This is a genomic window from Nitrosomonas sp. HPC101, from assembly GCF_009833125.1.
Classification (GTDB): Bacteria; Pseudomonadota; Gammaproteobacteria; order Burkholderiales; family Nitrosomonadaceae; genus Nitrosomonas.
The window spans coordinates 45,998-62,977 of sequence record NZ_QRCC01000002.1; the positions used below are offsets into that span (position 1 = coordinate 45,998).

General features: G+C 51.8%; 10 protein-coding genes. 5 read left to right on the plus strand and 5 right to left on the minus strand.

The features are described 5' to 3' along the window. The first annotated feature begins 1 nt into the window (after position 1). Entirely contained in the window at positions 2–1,753 is a 1,752-nt protein-coding gene (locus tag ABO04_RS02070) for an ABC transporter ATP-binding protein (RefSeq protein WP_160808971.1), read from the plus strand. Here the strand turns inward: ABO04_RS02070 and ABO04_RS02075 are convergent. From ABO04_RS02075 to gltX, 5 genes are all read right to left on the minus strand, one after another. Next, the gene (locus ABO04_RS02075) at positions 1,728–2,966 is read right to left on the minus strand and encodes a multifunctional CCA addition/repair protein (RefSeq protein ID WP_160808972.1); all 1,239 of its coding nucleotides are present in this window, start codon (positions 2,964–2,966) and stop codon (positions 1,728–1,730) included. The genes ABO04_RS02070 and ABO04_RS02075 overlap by 26 nt on opposite strands. 7 nt (positions 2,967–2,973) lie before the next feature. Then, positions 2,974–4,881: a lytic transglycosylase domain-containing protein gene (locus ABO04_RS02080; protein ID WP_160808973.1), complete on the minus strand. Its 1,908-nt coding sequence runs from the start codon at positions 4,879–4,881 to the stop codon at positions 2,974–2,976. A 191-nt stretch (positions 4,882–5,072) separates the two neighbouring features. Continuing rightward, positions 5,073–6,416: an NADP-specific glutamate dehydrogenase gene (gene gdhA / locus ABO04_RS02085; RefSeq protein ID WP_160808974.1), complete on the minus strand. Its 1,344-nt coding sequence runs from the start codon at positions 6,414–6,416 to the stop codon at positions 5,073–5,075. A gap of 357 nt (positions 6,417–6,773) precedes the next feature. After that, complete coding sequence (gene metH, locus ABO04_RS02090; RefSeq protein WP_160808975.1) at positions 6,774–10,499, minus strand: methionine synthase; 3,726 nt, start codon at positions 10,497–10,499, stop codon at positions 6,774–6,776. A 52-nt stretch (positions 10,500–10,551) separates the two neighbouring features. Next, entirely contained in the window at positions 10,552–11,943 is a 1,392-nt protein-coding gene (gltX, locus tag ABO04_RS02095; RefSeq protein WP_160808976.1) for a glutamate--tRNA ligase, read from the minus strand. A gap of 645 nt (positions 11,944–12,588) precedes the next feature. On the opposite strand from gltX, the gene ABO04_RS02100 reads away from it, so the two are divergent. From ABO04_RS02100 to mtgA, 4 genes are read left to right on the plus strand one after another with little or no spacing between them, the layout of a single operon-like run. After that, positions 12,589–14,448: an RNB domain-containing ribonuclease gene (locus ABO04_RS02100; RefSeq protein WP_160808977.1), complete on the plus strand. Its 1,860-nt coding sequence runs from the start codon at positions 12,589–12,591 to the stop codon at positions 14,446–14,448. A gap of 6 nt (positions 14,449–14,454) precedes the next feature. After that, positions 14,455–15,366, plus strand: coding sequence for an energy transducer TonB (locus ABO04_RS02105; protein ID WP_160808978.1), 912 nt, complete (start codon positions 14,455–14,457; stop codon positions 15,364–15,366). 33 nt (positions 15,367–15,399) lie between these two features. Next, positions 15,400–16,233 carry a shikimate dehydrogenase gene (gene aroE, locus ABO04_RS02110; RefSeq protein WP_160808979.1) on the plus strand — a complete coding sequence of 278 codons (834 nt, stop codon included), beginning with the start codon at positions 15,400–15,402 and terminating at the stop codon, positions 16,231–16,233. After that, on the plus strand, positions 16,230–16,964 hold the full coding sequence (gene mtgA / locus ABO04_RS02115) for a monofunctional biosynthetic peptidoglycan transglycosylase (protein WP_160808980.1): 735 nt from the start codon (positions 16,230–16,232) through the stop codon (positions 16,962–16,964). Before aroE ends, mtgA begins: the two co-directional genes overlap by 4 nt. Positions 16,965–16,980 lie beyond the last annotated feature (16 nt).

Below are 16,980 nucleotides of genomic sequence, written 5' to 3' on the forward strand. Positions count from 1 at the left end.
CATGCGCACACTGATCACCTATATCATGGTTTTTCCCAGGCGCAGCGCGTTCGTGCTGATTGCGCTGCTGCTGGCCGGCGTTGCCGAAGCACTCAGTCTGACTGCATTGCTTCCCCTGTTGTCTATTGCGGTAGGCGAATCAGTTGACTCTAAAATGGATCGACTGGTTGTCAATATGCTGCATCAAATCGGGCTGGAACCTACGCTGGAAACCATTTTGCTGTTTATCGTCGGCGGCATGTTTCTCAAGGGTGCCATTCTGCTGTTGACCAACCAGCAGGTGGGCCATACAGTCGCGCATGTTGCCACGGCGCTGCGGCTGGATCTGATCAAGGCGCTGCTTGCCAGCCGCTGGCAATACTATCTGCGTCAGCCCTCTGGTGCGCTGGCCAATTCAATCGCCACCGAAGCCTACCGTGCTGCCAACGGTTTTGAGCACAGCGTCAATGTGCTGGCGCTGGCTATTGAGGCACTGGTGTACAGCATTGTAGCGCTGTTTATTTCCTGGGAAGCCACGCTGGCCTCGCTGGTTATCGGGGCTATCCTGTTCGGTGTACTGCACCGGCTGGTCAGAGCAACCAAACGCGCCGGTAACAAGCAGACCCATTTGTTGCGTCATTTGCTGACCTATCTCTCCGATGTGCTCGGCTCGGTTAAATCCCTGAAAGCCATGGCGCGCGATAACGTCGCGGATGCCATACTGCGCGAGCAAACCCGGTTATTGGAAAAAGCCACCCGCAAGGAAGTCAGCAACCGGGCTGCCCTGCAGGCTCTGCAGGAACCGATTCTGGCTGCCCTGACCGCCAGCGGCCTCTATCTGGCGCTGGTAATCTGGAAACTGTCGCTGCCGGAAGTCATGGTCATGGTGTTTTTGTTGACCCGGATTCTGGGGTTGCTCAACAAAACGCAGCGCCGCTATCAGCAACTGGTGGCACAGGAAAGTGCTTACTGGGCCTTGCGTAATGCAGCCGAGGAAGCGCGCATGGAAGCCGAGAGATCAACCGGCACATTGATACCGACCCTGGAACAGGGTCTGAGCCTGCGACATGTTGTCTTCAGCTATGAGCGAAAAACCATTTTCAGTGATTTGAATATCGATATTCCGGTGCAATCGTTCACTGCCCTCATTGGCTCTTCAGGCGCAGGTAAAAGTACATTACTCGATTTGCTCTGCGGGCTGGCCGAGCCGGAATCCGGTGAAATCCTGATTGATGGCGTACCTCTGCACAATATTGATCTGCGCCGCTGGCGGCACATGATTGGCTATGTTTCCCAGGATACAGTACTGCTGCATGACACCATCCTGAGCAATATCCTCATCGGCGATTCCACCATCAGTATCGAGGATGCGGAGCATGCGCTCAGACAGGCCGGCGCGTGGAATTTCGTCAGCGCACTCCCCGATGGTATGCACACCGTTGTCGGAGAACGGGGGGGGATGTTGTCCGGCGGACAACGACAGCGCATCGCCATTGCCCGGGCGCTGGCACACCGACCTAAACTGTTATTGCTGGATGAACCTACCAGCGCATTGGATCCGGAAAGCGAGCGCATTATCTGCACTACACTGCAGAACCTGGCTAAGGAATTCACGATCATCGCGGTCTCCCACCAGCCAGCAGTCATCAACGCAGCAAGCCGCGTATTCATCGTTTCCAATGGCACCGCAAAACTGCTGTCGGATACCGCTGCCCGATCTGCACAGATTGACAACGATTTGCCCGATGTTACGGATTTGAAAGCAGGGCGCTGATTCGCTCGACCCGCGCAGCGTAGACCTGACGATTGATCCGCATAGGCAGATCCGCCTCTCCGGCATGGGACTGATTGAGCTGCAGAGCAATGGCACCTGCATCCACACCAGCTGCAGCCTGTAGTGCGCTGCTCAAATGCGCCTTCTGGGGATAAGGTTTGTCTGCAAAACCCGGGCGCCCATGGAAATCACTGGCACAAGCCTGCAGAAAAGTCTTGAAACGGGCTTTCTTGCGATAAGCATCGATCGCCTGCAGCAGGTTGGCAATCGTAGCTGGGCGCAGCTCCAGTGCCCGGTGAACATCGCCATGAAAACGTGCCACCAGCAGCGCCAGGTCTCTGATATCCTTTGGCACCCGGATACGCTCACACAGGTTCATAACCAGTTCCACGCTGCGCGCTTCATGGCCAATATGACGCGGCCATTGATCAGGAGGGGTCGTGCCTTTCCCCAGATCATGCATCAACCCGGCAAAACGCACCTCAAGAGGATATTGTTGTGATGCTGCATAATCGATGACCATCATGACATGAATACCGGTATCGATTTCAGGATGCGCATGCGCAGGTTGTGGGACACCGAACAAAACATCTACTTCGGGCAAGATACGAGCGAGTGCACCACACTCCCGCAACACATGAAACATACGCGAGGGATGCTGTTCCATCAGTCCATGCGCTATTTCCTGCCAGACCCGCTCCGGCACCAGGGCATCGGTTTCTCCGCTGTGAACAATTTCCTTCATCAAGGCCATCGTTTCCGGAGCGACCTGAAAACCGAAACGAGCCGCAAACCGTGCGACCCGTAGTACTCTCACAGGATCTTCAACAAATGCCGGACCAATATGGCGCAGAATACCAGCCTGCAAATCGGCAATTCCGCCAAATGGATCAATCATGGTACCCGCCTCATTCCTGGCGATAGCATTGATTGTCAGATCACGCCGGGCCAGATCCTCCTGCAGTGTTACTTCTGGAGAGGCATAAACTGCAAATCCCCGGTACCCTCGGGCAATTTTCCGTTCAGTCCGCGCCAGCGCATACTGTTCGTGCGTTTCCGGATGTAGAAACACTGGAAAATCCTTGCCCACCGGACGGTATCCCAGCCGCACCATTTCCTCCGGAGTAGTGCCTACCACCACATAATCCTGATCCTTGACAGGTAACCCCAGCAGCTCATCGCGTACCGCACCGCCCACCCGATATACTTTCATCAAGCAATCACCGTGCCGCTGCGACTGTCCCCAACCGTTGTTTCAGCGTTGGCCGGTTGAGTTGTTCAAAATTATTAGCGTAATACATTGAATTGCTCAATACCACTTTGACATAATCGCGCGTTTCATTGAATGGGATAGTCTCGGCATAGATTGCGCCCTCCAGCGGCTGTGCGCCTCTCCAGCGTTTTGCCCGGCCCGGCCCGGCGTTGTAGGCAGCCGCAGCCAGCAGCGGCTGATCGTCCAGCTGATCCAGTACATGCTTCAGGTAATAGGTACCCAACTGAAGATTAGTATTGATATCCGTGATCAGGCTGTTATGAAAATTTTTGACACCCAGCTTGCCGGCTACCCATTTGGCAGTTGCCGGCATCAGCTGCATCAGTCCGGCTGCTCCGGCGCTGGACTTGATATCCGCGATAAAACGGCTTTCCTGTCGAATCAACCCATATACAAATGATTCATCCAGCTGCTGCTGTTGCACAACAGGACGCATCTGTTCACGATAGGGTGCCAGATAGCGCAAGTTGAAATCATGATGAGTCACCGTTTTGATTGCAGTATTGATTGCACGGTCATAAATACCGTAACGCTGAGCCACTTTGGCAGCTGCCAGCAGTTGTGCATCGCTGAAATGCTGCACCGTCCAGATCCATTCGCGATTTGCCTCCACTCGCTGATTCAGCCGATACAATGCCATGGCCCGGCGAATACCCGGATTCTGTTCCATGAGCTGAATTTCCTGAGCACTGACCTGGTATTCAATCGCCGGGACACTGAGCATCTCACCCAGTTCTTCTCTGGCCATCTGCCCATAAAAACTATGCTCATGGTTCAAAGGAATCAGCAAGGTATTGGCTTCCACATTCTTCTTGCCGACTTTCAGCGCACGCGCGTGCCAGTAACGCCAGACGTCCTCCTGCTGCATAGCGGCAGGCATTTGGCTGATGCTATGCAGCAGACGCTGCCAGTTACCTTCACGCAATGCTACCCGAGCCCGCCATGCCTGTTTCGTTTCGGACAACGGATAAGCATGCTTACTCCGCGTAGCCTCCATGAACCAGTTCATTGCACGTGAATCCTGTCGAATCGCCGCCCAGTAGGCAAGATTTCCCATAAAGTAGGATTGATCTGTCTCGGGAAACTGTCCACGGATTTTATGCCAGCGCGCAAATGCTTGGTTGGTTTCGCTACGCAGCAGACGTAACAGCGCGAACAACGCAATTTCCCGGTCTGCGCGTGATTTAAAAACGGTCTGCCGATCGAGAAAACGCCTGGCATCCCTGGTTGCAGCACTCAGTTTCTGCAGGTCAAGCGCCTGATGATGCGGCAGATATTTGTTTACACTTTTGGCCACACCGGTATTGCCGGCTTCGAAGGCCAGCCTGATTCGGGTCCAGATATCCTCTACTCGGATAACATTGGTTCCGATCAGTGAATCGAATACAGCCACACAACTGACCGGCATATCACGCCCGGTAAACCAGAGTGAGCGCGCCTCTGCACCCGCTGCTTTATCTCCCCTGGCCAGCCGGTGTTGCAGTGCATAACATTGCAGACTCTCCTCCCGGTTGACCAACTTTGGATATTCCTCGGCAAACAGCGTCCATTGCCGACGTTTCCCGAGAATCTGCAGCCACTCTCCCCGCAATCTGTCGGCCACGAAACTACCGTCATAACGCGTCAGGAAAGCCCTGATTGTGCTGGCGTCTGTTGTTTCCAGCTCCATACGCAGCCTGAAATATTCTGCATAAGGAAACAGTACGTGCCGTTTCATACGTTCGGCATACTCGGCAACATGCGCCGCATTACCTGCCCGGAATGCCTCTCGTACTTTCAGGTAATCCTCATCTCCCCCTGCAACAAGCAACTGTACCCAGAACATCAGCAATAACCCGGCAAGAACTTTACTCATGACCTGTCCATCCATTCAAAACCATGATCAAGATTAAATCCATCAGAGCAACCGGCCAGTCTATTTACAAACCGGCTGCAACCCATCCAGCCTACAGGGGAAACAACATATCCATATCACAATAAGAAGGAGTATCGCTCATCTATTACTGTCAAAGTCCATCAATGTAACAATGTACAACATTCTTGTAATCAGATAACGCCTTGTGCCAGCATTGCTTCCGCCACTTTCACAAATCCAGCTATATTGGCGCCATCTACATAATTAACCGTTCCATCACTCTTCTCACCGTACCCGATACAGGAACGGTGAATAGCACGCATAATTTCGTGCAGGCGCATATCTACTTCGCCACTTGTCCAGGAAAGCCGCATGGCCTGCTGACTCATCTCCAGACCGGAAGTAGCCACACCTCCAGCATTACTTGCCTTACCGGGTGCAAACAGTATTTTTGCATACTGGAACCGCTCTACCGCCCCCGCAGTACACGGCATGTTAGCCCCCTCAGCCACACAACTCACACCATTCCTGATCAGTATTGCGGCGTCATTATCATTCAGTTCGTTCTGTGTGGCACAGGGCAAAGCAACATCCACCGGTACATTCCATGGTTTTTCACATGGAAGAAATTGCGCATCTATCCTTTCAGCATACTCATTGACACGCCCGTAAAAACGATTCTTGACTTCAGCCAGAATCGCCAGTTTTTCCGGAGTAAATCCAGCTTCATCCACTACCGTACCACTTGAATCCGAAACGGTGACCACTCTGGCACCCAGCGACATCGCTTTGTCAATGGCAAACTGCGCCACATTTCCAGAACCAGAAACGGATACCCGCAAGTCTTTCAGCGAACGACCCGTATGATTCAGCATCTCTTCGGCAAAGTAGACCAGACCATACCCGGTCGCCTCCGGCCGCAACAATGACCCGCCAAAACTCAATCCTTTGCCGGTAAACACACAATCCGACCGGTTAGTCAGTTTCTTGACCATGCCGGCCATATAACCGACTTCCCTGCCACCCACGCCAATATCACCGGCGGGCACGTCTGTATCCGCCCCGACATGGCGAAACAATTCAGTTGCATACGCCTGGCAGAAGCGCATGATTTCTCCAGGACTCTTGCCTTTAGGATCAAAATCAGCGCCCCCTTTCCCTCCGCCCATGGGCAGAGTCGTCAGGGCATTTTTGAAAGCCTGTTCAAACGCAAGAAATTTAAGGATGGAAAGATTGACTGACGGATGGAACCGAGTCCCGCCTTTATACGGGCCAATCGCCGAATTATGCTGGATCCGATACCCTCGATTGACTCTGACTTCCCCACGATCATCCACCCATGCCACCCGGAAAATAATAACCCGTTCCGGCTCGACCAGGCGATCCAGCAGACCTTGCTCAGAATAACGGGGACGATCAACAATAAAAGGCCACAAACTTTCAATCACTTCAGCAACAGCCTGCAGAAATTCCGGTTGTCCCGGATTCCTTTCAGAAACATAATTCTTGAATTCCTCGATACTGCTGTATTTCATTCTCCACTCCCCTCAGTAAATAATGTTCCGGATCACGCACAAAAACCGGCCGCTTTATTCCCATAACGCGCCGATAATCATCGCAAAATTTCACTGATTCCGGGAAAGATTGCAAGCCATTTCTGAAATAATCCCGAGAGGGCAGGAATGCACTGCTACACAAGCAGGGTAATCAGCGTTCAACCTGGAAAACGCATATTGGGTGCGTTACCCAGGCATGCGCAATGCACCTTCTGACAAGGCGCAACGCAGCCAGATAGCACCCCAGGTGTGCAATCGGCACGTAGCGATCTCACGCATGAGCGAAAGCAGCAGGCTCACTATCCGTCATGGTTTTCAGAAACTGATAAGCGATGATTAACCGCGGTTTCCAGGCTCATATGCCAGAGTAGGCGCCAGCCAACGCTCCGCCTTCTCCAGGGTCCACCCCTTGCGTCTTGCGTAATCTTCAACCTGATCCTTACCGATTTTGCCAACGGCGAAATATTTGGATGCCGGATGAGAAATATAAAAACCGGAGACAGCCGCTGTTGGTACCATTGCAAAAGCTTCAGTCACGATGATGCCGCTGCGCTTTTCTGCTTCCAGCAGAGCAAATAACGGGCCTTTTTCTGTATGATCAGGGCACGCCGGATAACCTGGTGCCGGACGGATTCCCTGATATTGCTCGTCAATCAGCTGTTCATTGTCGAGACTCTCGTCTTTCACATACCCCCAGAATTCCCGCCGCACCCGCGCATGCATATGTTCTGCAAAGGCTTCCGCCAGGCGATCGGCCAATGCTTTCAGTATGATCGCACTATAATCATCGTTTTCTGCCTCAAATGCGCGCACCCGTTCATCGATACCGAAGCCGGAGCTTACTGCAAATAAACCGATGGTATCGGCAATACCGGTTTCCCGCGGTGCGATAAAATCAGCCAGTGCCAGATTCGGATGTCCTGCAGGCTTGGCAGTCTGCTGTCGTAAAGTGTGCCAAGTCATGACCGTCTTGCTGCGGCTGCGATCAGCATAAATCTCGATATCATCCCCATTAACGGTATTGGCCGGAAACAGGCCGATAACCGCGTTGGCTGCAAGCCATTTCTGTTCGACGACCTTCCTGAGCATGTTCTGGGCATCACGAAACAGATTGCTGGCAGCTTCTCCGACAAGTTTATCCTGAAGAATTGCCGGATAACGTCCATGCAGCTCCCATGCCTGAAAAAACGGTGTCCAGTCAATGTATGGAACCAGCGTTTCGAGTGGATAGTTATTGAGTGTCCGCAATCCCAGAAAATCTGGCTCCGGCGGGATATAACTATTCCAGTCGGTTTTAAAGGCGTTAGTCCGTGCTTCTTCGAAAGGCAGCAACTTGGAAGGCCCTTTCTTGTTCTTATGCTGCGCTCGGCTTTTTTCCTGTTCGGCTCTGACCTGCTGGATATAATCCTCACGTAAATCCTGCGACATCAGATTACTGCATACCCCAACCGCCCGGCTGGCATCAGGCACCCACACGGTGAAGCCACTGTAATGCGGTGCAATTTTAACTGCGGTGTGCATACGTGAAGTAGTTGCGCCACCGATCAGCAAAGGTATGGTGAATTGCTCGCGCTCCATTTCCCTAGCAACATGCGCCATCTCCTCCAGCGAGGGAGTGATCAGACCCGATAATCCGATCATATCCGCCTGCTCACGACGCGCTGTCTCCAGAATCTGCGCACTGGGGACCATGACTCCCAAATTGACCACTTCAAAGTTATTGCACTGCAGCACGACCGTAACGATATTCTTGCCGATGTCATGTACGTCCCCCTTGACAGTGGCAATCACCAGCTTGCCCTTGGGCTTGCTGTCACCGGAAATCTTTTTTTCCGCCTCGATATACGGCAACAAATGGGCAACCGCCTGCTTCATCACACGCGCGGACTTGACCACCTGCGGCAAAAACATTTTTCCTGCACCAAACAGGTCGCCCACCACATTCATGCCATCCATGAGCGGACCTTCGATCACTTCGATCGGCTTGCCTCCCTGGCTGTCGATTTCCTGTCGGATCAGCTCTGTATCCTCGACGATATAGGTGGTGATACCCCTGACCAATGCATGAATCAGGCGTTGTCGTATCGGCTCATCCCGCCAGGCAAGATCTTCAACCTGTTCCTTTTTCTGGCCCTTGAAATTTTCTGCAAACTCCACCAGACGTTCAGTTGCATCGGGTCGCCGATTGAGCAGAACATCTTCAACATGCTCCAGCAGATCAGATGGAATATCGGAGTACACACCCAACTGCCCGGCATTGACGATCCCCATGGTCATGCCGGCCTTGACCGCGTGGTACAGAAACGCAGTATGAATAGCTTCACGAATCGGTTCGTTCCCCCGGAACGAGAATGAAACGTTAGAGACTCCGCCGCTGATCTTGGCGTAGGGCAGCGTTTGCCGGATAGCGCGTGTTGCTTCAATAAAATCGACGGCGTAATTACTGTGTTCCTCAATCCCGGTGGCAATGGCAAAAATATTGGGATCGAAAATGATATCTTCAGGTGGAAAATCGACCTTTTCGATCAAAGTATGGTAACTGCGCGTACAAATATCTACTTTGCGCTGCAGGGTATCGGCCTGCCCGGTTTCGTCGAACGCCATCACAATTACCGCTGCCCCATAACGGCGCGCCAATCGGGCGTGCTGCAAAAATTCCTCTTCTCCTTCTTTGAGACTGATGGAATTGATGATTGCCTTGCCCTGGATACATTTCAACCCGGCTTCAATCACTGACCATCTGCTGGAATCAACCATGATCGGCAGTTTGCTGATATCCGGTTCGGATGCAACCAGATTCAAAAAAGTCACCATCGCCTTTTGCGAATCTAGCATGCCTTCATCCATGTTGATATCGATGATCTGCGCACCGTTCTCCACCTGGTTGCGCGCAATCACCAGCCCTTCTGCATAATTTCCGCTAAGAACCAGACGGGCAAATGCCTTGGAACCGGTGACGTTGGTACGCTCGCCCACGTTCACAAACAGAGAGTGCTCATCAATGCTGAGGGGTTCAAGCCCGGATAATCTCAGTTTTTTAGGAATATCCGGCAGTACACGTGGTGGAATGTCCCGTATTGCTTCTGCGATGGCAGCAATATGCTGCGGTGTCGTACCACAACACCCGCCCACAATATTGACGAATCCTGATTGTGCAAAATCCTTGATCAGCCGCGCAGTATATTCCGGTGTTTCGTCATAACCGGTTTCCGCCAGCGGATTAGGCAAACCCGCATTGGGGTGGGCACTGGTATAAACCTCGGAAACGTTCGACAGTTCCTGCACATAAGGACGCATCAGTTCCGCGCCCAGCGCACAGTTGATTCCCACTGAAAGCGGGCGTGCATGCCGCACTGAATTCCAGAAGGCTTCCGGTGTCTGTCCGGACAGATTACGCCCCGATGCATCCGTGATCGTGACCGATATCATTATCGGAAAACGCAATCCGTGTGTCTCGAAATACTGATCAATGGCAAACAATGCCGCCTTGGCATTCAACGTATCAAAGATGGTTTCAACCAGCAGAATATCGGCCCCACCATCCACCAGTCCGCGTACCGATTCGGTATAGCTTTCCACCAGATCATCGAAAGTAATGGCACGAAAACCAGGATCATTGACATCCGGAGAGAGCGAAGCTGTTTTGGTAGTAGGACCGATCACCCCGGCAACAAAACGGGGCCGGCCGGGTTGTTGCGCTTCCATGGCTCGCGCTTCCTCACACGCCAGCCGTGCACCCGCCACGTTCAGCTCATACACCAGATCCTGCATGTGGTAATCCGCCATGGAAGGCGCATTTGAATTGAAGGTGTTGGTTTCGATAATGTCCGACCCGGCTTCAAGATAGGCACGATGAATGGCGCGAATCACCTCCGGTTTAGTCAGACACAGCAGATCGTTATTACCCTTGAGATCATGCGGAAAATCGGCAAAACGTTCTCCTCTATAATCCGATTCAGTCAGCTTGTAGCTCTGGATCATCGTGCCCATGGCACCGTCGAGCAGCAGAATACGCCCAGCCAGCAACTGTTTCAGCAAATCAGCACGTTCATGCATTGTCATAACAAGTCTTTGAACAAAAATTTTCGATCAACAAAAACAAAATACAGCACCCTCACTGCGGGAAAGTATTCAGCTGGTCACGCAAACGACGCAGCGTTTCTTCCTTACCAATCAACTCCAGCACCGCGTCGATCGCCGGTGTATGTGCCGCACCCGTGACCATGACACGCAGCGGCATCGCCAGATTGGGAAACTTCAGCTTATGGAAAGAAACTGTCTGCTTGATCTCTTGATGAATCGTTTGCCGCTTCCATTCGATCTGCGCCAAACGATCAATCAGGTACGCCAGCACCGGGCGAATCTCGGCAGTGAAATATTGTGTTCTGAGCGCCTCAGGGGCTTCGATAGCTTGAAAAAAATAAGCGGACGCGTCGGCCAGCTCCTCTACGGTGTTGACACGCTCCTTAAGCAAATTCACGATCCGAAGCAGATTTTCCTCTCCCGGCAGGCTGTATTTTCTTTCCAGCAAAAAGGGGGTGACCAGCTCCGCCAGCTGGATATCATTGGCAACTTTCAGGTAATGCTGGTTCAGCCAGGTCAGTTTCTCCGGATTAAATTTTGCCGGTGAACGGTTAATCGCAGCCAGATCAAACCATTCAACCAATTGTTCCTGGCTAAAGATTTCCTCATCCCCGTGTGACCATCCGAGCCGCGCCAGATAATTGATCAGCGCCTCCGGCAGATAGCCCTGATCGCGGTAATGCATCACGGATACCGCACCGTGCCGCTTGGATAAACGCTCGCCATCTGCACCCAGAATCATAGGCACATGCGCATATTGTGGAATGGTTACACCCAACGCCTTGAGGATATTGATCTGGCGCGGAGTATTATTGACATGATCATCTCCGCGGATGACATGCGTGATGCCCATATCGAGATCATCCAGCACCACACCAAAATTATAGGTAGGCGTTCCGTCACTTCTCAACAATACCAGATCATCCAGCTCGTGATTGGCGACGCTGATTTTACCTTTCACCAGATCATCAAACACTGCATACCCTTCCCGCGGAGTTTTAAATCGCACCACTGGCGTGACACCTGCTGGCGGGGTCTGCCTGCTATCGCGCCAGCGGCCGTCATAACGCGGCTTCAACCCGGCCAGACGCTGCTGTTCGCGTAACGTATCCAGTTCTTCCTTGCTGGCATAGCAGCGATAGGCAAGGCCCTGACTAAGTAATCGCTCAGCAACTTCCTGATAGCGGCTCAACCGCTGCATCTGGTAATACGGCCCTTCATCATAATCCAGTCCCAGCCAGGCCATTCCATCGAGAATTGCCTGAACGGACTGTTGGGTCGAGCGTTCAAGGTCGGTATCCTCGATCCTCAGAACAAATTTTCCACCGTGCTTCCGGGCAAACGCCCAGGAAAAAAGGGCCGTACGCGCACCGCCGATATGCAGATAACCGGTAGGACTTGGAGCAAAACGTGTTTTTACCATCTGATTAAATTAGAAGTTGTGTACATAACCGTTTACACGGCTGTTTTTCTGGAGCCTCTGCTTCCATACCCAATAATCCTCACGGGTTCCTCTGGTCGAAGTATTTCTGGAATCGCTGATTAAATCCCACATGGCTGCACACTGTGTTTTACGGATGGAGTGCAAGACGAGTGAGGCAGTGAGTAGTGGTTCCCTTCACAACGAACTCAACGCCGCAGTTTATCTGTAAAACCAGCATCCCAAAGGATTGCGACAAAATCATGCGCTCGCTGTGCCACACTCCCTGGCATCGTAGAATAACTACGACCCTCGTCGCACTTCTTGTGATCATCATGATCTTTCCCGCAATGCGTCTGATGGAGGACCTAATCAAAAGCTCTTTTTGAGCCAGGGTGCAAGAAAGTAGCAACGAAATACTCTTTTCTGCGGTCTTTGTTTTTTTGATAACGACGCCATTATGTTACCATGAACGGCGTATTTCCCTGTCTCTCTGGATGGTTCGATTACCTTGGTGTGTGCTAATTCTGGCCATCAATTCCGCAGGCATAATCCGCTTATTCGCTCCATTGTTTATCACCCGTTGAATCGGATAACATTAGAAAATGATTTTTTCGCACGCTGTTCTGGGTTGAACTGAGGATCGATTTGACAAACGTTTTTTACGAGGAAGCAGGAGGATTCAAAGTCGGCAATATCCTGGCTGACAACACCACCTCACTGCAAATTGAGTCCATACATGGGAAGCGCTCTAAGATCAAGGCTGGATCAGTTCTATTGCGCTTTGAAAACCCACCTATACATGAATTCATGCAGCAGGCACAGGAAATGGCTGCTGGCATCGATGTAAACTTCTTGTGGGAATGCTGCGCGGAAAACAATGAATTCACCGGACAGGCACTGGCAAACGACTATTTTGGCCACACGCCCGATCCTGCTGAAATCGCGAGCATCACAATTTTGCTGAGTCAGAACCCAATTTATTTTCACAAAAAGGGAGCAGGGCGCTACAAAGCAGCCCCCCCCGAAATTCTACAAGCTGCCCTGGCCAGCCGGGAAAAGAAGCGATTGGCCGAGGAAAAACAGGCCGGTTATGTGCAACAGCTGCTGGCATTTGAACTGCCCGATGCCTTCCAGCCGCTGCTCGATGACCTGTTATATGGACCGGACAAAAACACGATCGAATGGAAAGCACTGGAAGCAGCGTGCGATACCACCCGACTAAGCGTACCCAAGCTGCTGGAACGATGCGGAGCCATTCCGTCAACACACGATTACCATTTCAACCAGTTTCTGTATGAACACTTCCCGGAAGGAATCGGTACAGATACTTTTTCGTCCGATTTCCAGCATACGGATCCGGAAGATTTACCAGCAGCCGATGTCACGGCATTCAGCATTGATGATGCCACCACCACTGAAATTGATGATGCCTTTTCTGTCACTCCGCTGACATTCGGCAGCTTCCGCATCGGAATACATATTGCCACGCCTGCACTGGGCGTCGCTCCGAATTCACTCCTTGATAAATTCGCAGCACAGCGCCTGTCAACAGTTTATCTGCCCGGCCGCAAAATCACCATGTTTCCGGAAAATGTGATTCAGCATTTCACTCTGAGCGCAGCACGCCGTCGCCCGGTACTCTCGCTATATCTGGATGTAGCGGATGATTTTAATGTCACCCGCACCTTCAGCCGGATTGAAACCATTGAAGTTTCCACCAATTTGCGCCTTGATATACTGGAACAACAGTTTAACGAAGTTACCTTACGTGAAAATCAGGTAGATTACCCCTTTGCTCATGAACTAAGAATACTCTGGAATTTTTCCAACAAAATGGAAAAGTTACGCGGCAAGGATCAAGATATTAATAGCGAAAAAGTAGATTACAGTTTCAGCATTGATCAGGATCGTGTTTCGATTTTTGAGCGACGCCGGGGAGCACCCATCGATAAAGTCGTATCAGAGCTGATGATTTTTGCGAATGCTGAATGGGGTAAGCAGCTCGCGGATAGCGGATTTGTCGGGATTTACCGCAGCCAGGGAAATGGCAAGGTAAAAATGAGTCTTTCTCCTGCACCACATCAGGGGTTGGGCGTATCGCAATACACCTGGAGCAGCTCTCCCATGCGCCGTTACGTCGATCTCATCAATCAGCGCCAACTGATTGCGCTGGTATCGGGTAATCCACCCGCCTACACCCGCGAAGATGATGCATTGCTGATCTCCATGCGGGATTTTGAAATGGCCTATGCAACTTACGCAGAATTTCAGCGTGGAATGGAGCGCTATTGGTGTCTGCGCTGGTTATTACAGGAAAACATCAATACAACCGGGGCAGTCGTTGTAAAGGAAAATCTGGTCAAGCTGGATCGTCTGCCGCTGATAGCCCGGGCACCTTCACTGCCGGATCTCTCTCCTGGCACATTCGTTACCGTCGGCATTTCGCAGATCGATCTGCTGGATCGCACGCTCAATGTCAGCTTTCTTGGCAAGCGAGAAGATTGATCGCCAATGCAGCACACTGTAGTTACCGGCTTCTCCACGCAACCCGATCGCAGAATTTTCCTGGCGCTGTTGCTCTCGTTGCTCTTGCACGTAGCCATCATCACAGGTATATCACTCAGCCCACCCGAGCCAAAACACACCAAAATCACGCAATCAATCGATGTGGTACTGGTTAACAGCAAATCTCAAACCAAGCCCGTAGATACCAACGTATTTGCCCAGGCCAATCTGGAAGGCGGCGGCAATGTTGCGGAAGATCGCCAGGCCAAAACACCGCTGCCGGTTCTGCCAGGTGTAAAACCAATGAGCCTGGCCGATGTCACCCGGAAAACAAAGCAGCTGGAAAGCGAAGTCAAAAAACTGCTGACTGTTGCTGAAAGCAAGGCGCGTGTCACACAATCCCTGCCGCAGGCAAAACCGGAACAGGATAAACCCAGGCAGAATCAACCTGCTGCCACCCATTTGAACAACCACGACAATCTGTTGCAACGCAGCCTCGAAATTGCCCGTCTGGAAGCACAGATCGCAAAAGATCACGAAGCCTATCAGAAACGTCCGAAACGCAGATTCATCGGCGCACGTACACGCGAATATCGTTTTGCCCGCTATCTGGAAGATTGGCGACTCAAAGTAGAACGTATCGGCAACCTGAATTACCCGGAAGAAGCCAGAAGAAAAAAATTATACGGCAGCCTGCAACTGACCGTAGGTGTACGCGCTGATGGCAGTCTTGAATCCATCGGAATCGATCGTTCTTCCGGCAGCCAGATACTGGATGATGCTGCCATCCGGATTGTTCGACTGGCTGCACGTAACGGATTTGCTCCCTTCCCGCCTGATATCAGTCGGGATACCGATATTCTGCATATTACCCGTACCTGGGTATTTTCCCGCTCGGACAAACTATTAAGCAAGTAACACTCTTTTTAAAAACACTTGAAATCAGTCGAAATGGATATTTATGCCGTCATTGGCAACCCGGTTGCACACAGTAAGTCACCGTTCATTCATACCCGGTTTGCGCAGCAGACCGGCCGAACCATGCGCTACACCACCTTGCTGGCGCCACTGGATGGATTTGAACAAGCCGTCCTGAATTTCCGGGAAACCGGGGGAAAAGGCATGAATATCACTGTCCCCTTCAAGTTTGAAGCCTATACACTGGCCACCCGGTTGACCGACCGCGCCCGCGCTGCACGTGCAGTCAATACTTTCCGGTTCGAGGAAAATAAGGAAATGCTCGGTGACAATACCGATGGCATCGGACTGGTGCGCGATATCGAAGTCAACCTGAACTTTTCCTTGAAGGATAAACATATCCTGCTGATGGGCGCCGGTGGTGCTGCCAGTGGCATCATCCTGCCTCTGCTGCAACAGCAACCCAGCCTGCTGGCTGTCGCCAATCGTACCCCTGACAAGGCAACCGCATTGCAACAGCGATTTGCACACCATGGAAATATCATCGGTGGCCATTACCAGCATTTTATCGGGCAGCATTTCGATCTCGTCATCAATGCCACTTCAGCCAGTCTGCATAACGAATGCCCTCCCATACCGCCGGATCTGTTCCACGGCACTGCTCTTGCCTACGATCTGCTGTACAGCAGCACGCTGACACCCTTTCTGGAATTTGCCAGTACGCAGGGCGTTGTTCATCTGGCAGATGGCGCCGGCATGCTGGTTGAACAGGCTGCCGAATCTTTTCTGCTGTGGCATGGCATCCGTCCGGAAACACAGCTTGTCATCAGTCAGCTCCGAGATGAGCTGCGCCACCATGCCTCGTGAAACTGACCAGAATATCTCGACTGACCACATCTAAACCAGGATTAATCAGTACCTGGCTGTTACGCCCGCTGCTGCTGTTCATGGCGGTTGCACTCCTTTATCAATCCTGGTTTCTGCTGCACATTGTCTACTGGCGTGCATACCCCCCAACTACCAGTGCATTCATGCAGAGCCGCCTGGAAACCATGCGTCAGCAGAATCCGTCAGCAAAATTACAGCATCGCTGGGTGGATTATGAACAGATTTCCAGTCATCTTAAACGGGCAGTCGTCGCCACTGAAGATGCCCGTTTTATGCAGCATCAGGGATTCGACTACAAAGCCATCGAAACGGCCTGGAAAAAGAACCTGAAACAACGCAAACTGGTGGCGGGTGGTTCGACCATCAGCCAGCAACTTGCCAAGAATCTGTTTCTATCAAGTAAAAAAACCGCATGGCGTAAAGCACAGGAAGCCCTCATCACATTGATGATGGAAGAACTTCTGACCAAGCAGCGCATTCTGGAAATCTACCTGAATATCATAGAATGGGGGGAAGGTGTATTTGGCATCGAAGCTGCCGCACAGCATTACTTTGGAGTATCCGCAGCATCTCTTACCCCTGGACAAGCGGCTTGGCTGGCATCCATCATCTCCAATCCACGTTTTTATGATACCCATCGCCAATCACCCAAACTGCTCAGGAAAACCAGAATTATTCTATCGCGACTGCCGACAGCAAGAATCCCGTGAAAACAGGAGCAGGCAT

Coding starts and splice junctions, on each gene's coding strand:
- ABO04_RS02070 (WP_160808971.1), top strand. CDS start 2: ATGCGCACACTGATCACCTATATCATGGTTTTTCCCAGGCGCAGCGCG.
- ABO04_RS02075 (WP_160808972.1), bottom strand. CDS start 2,966: ATGAAAGTATATCGGGTGGGCGGTGCGGTACGCGATGAGCTGCTGGGG.
- ABO04_RS02080 (WP_160808973.1), bottom strand. CDS start 4,881: ATGAGTAAAGTTCTTGCCGGGTTATTGCTGATGTTCTGGGTACAGTTG.
- gdhA (WP_160808974.1), bottom strand. CDS start 6,416: ATGAAATACAGCAGTATCGAGGAATTCAAGAATTATGTTTCTGAAAGG.
- metH (WP_160808975.1), bottom strand. CDS start 10,499: ATGACAATGCATGAACGTGCTGATTTGCTGAAACAGTTGCTGGCTGGG.
- gltX (WP_160808976.1), bottom strand. CDS start 11,943: ATGGTAAAAACACGTTTTGCTCCAAGTCCTACCGGTTATCTGCATATC.
- ABO04_RS02105 (WP_160808978.1), top strand. CDS start 14,455: ATGCAGCACACTGTAGTTACCGGCTTCTCCACGCAACCCGATCGCAGA.
- aroE (WP_160808979.1), top strand. CDS start 15,400: ATGGATATTTATGCCGTCATTGGCAACCCGGTTGCACACAGTAAGTCA.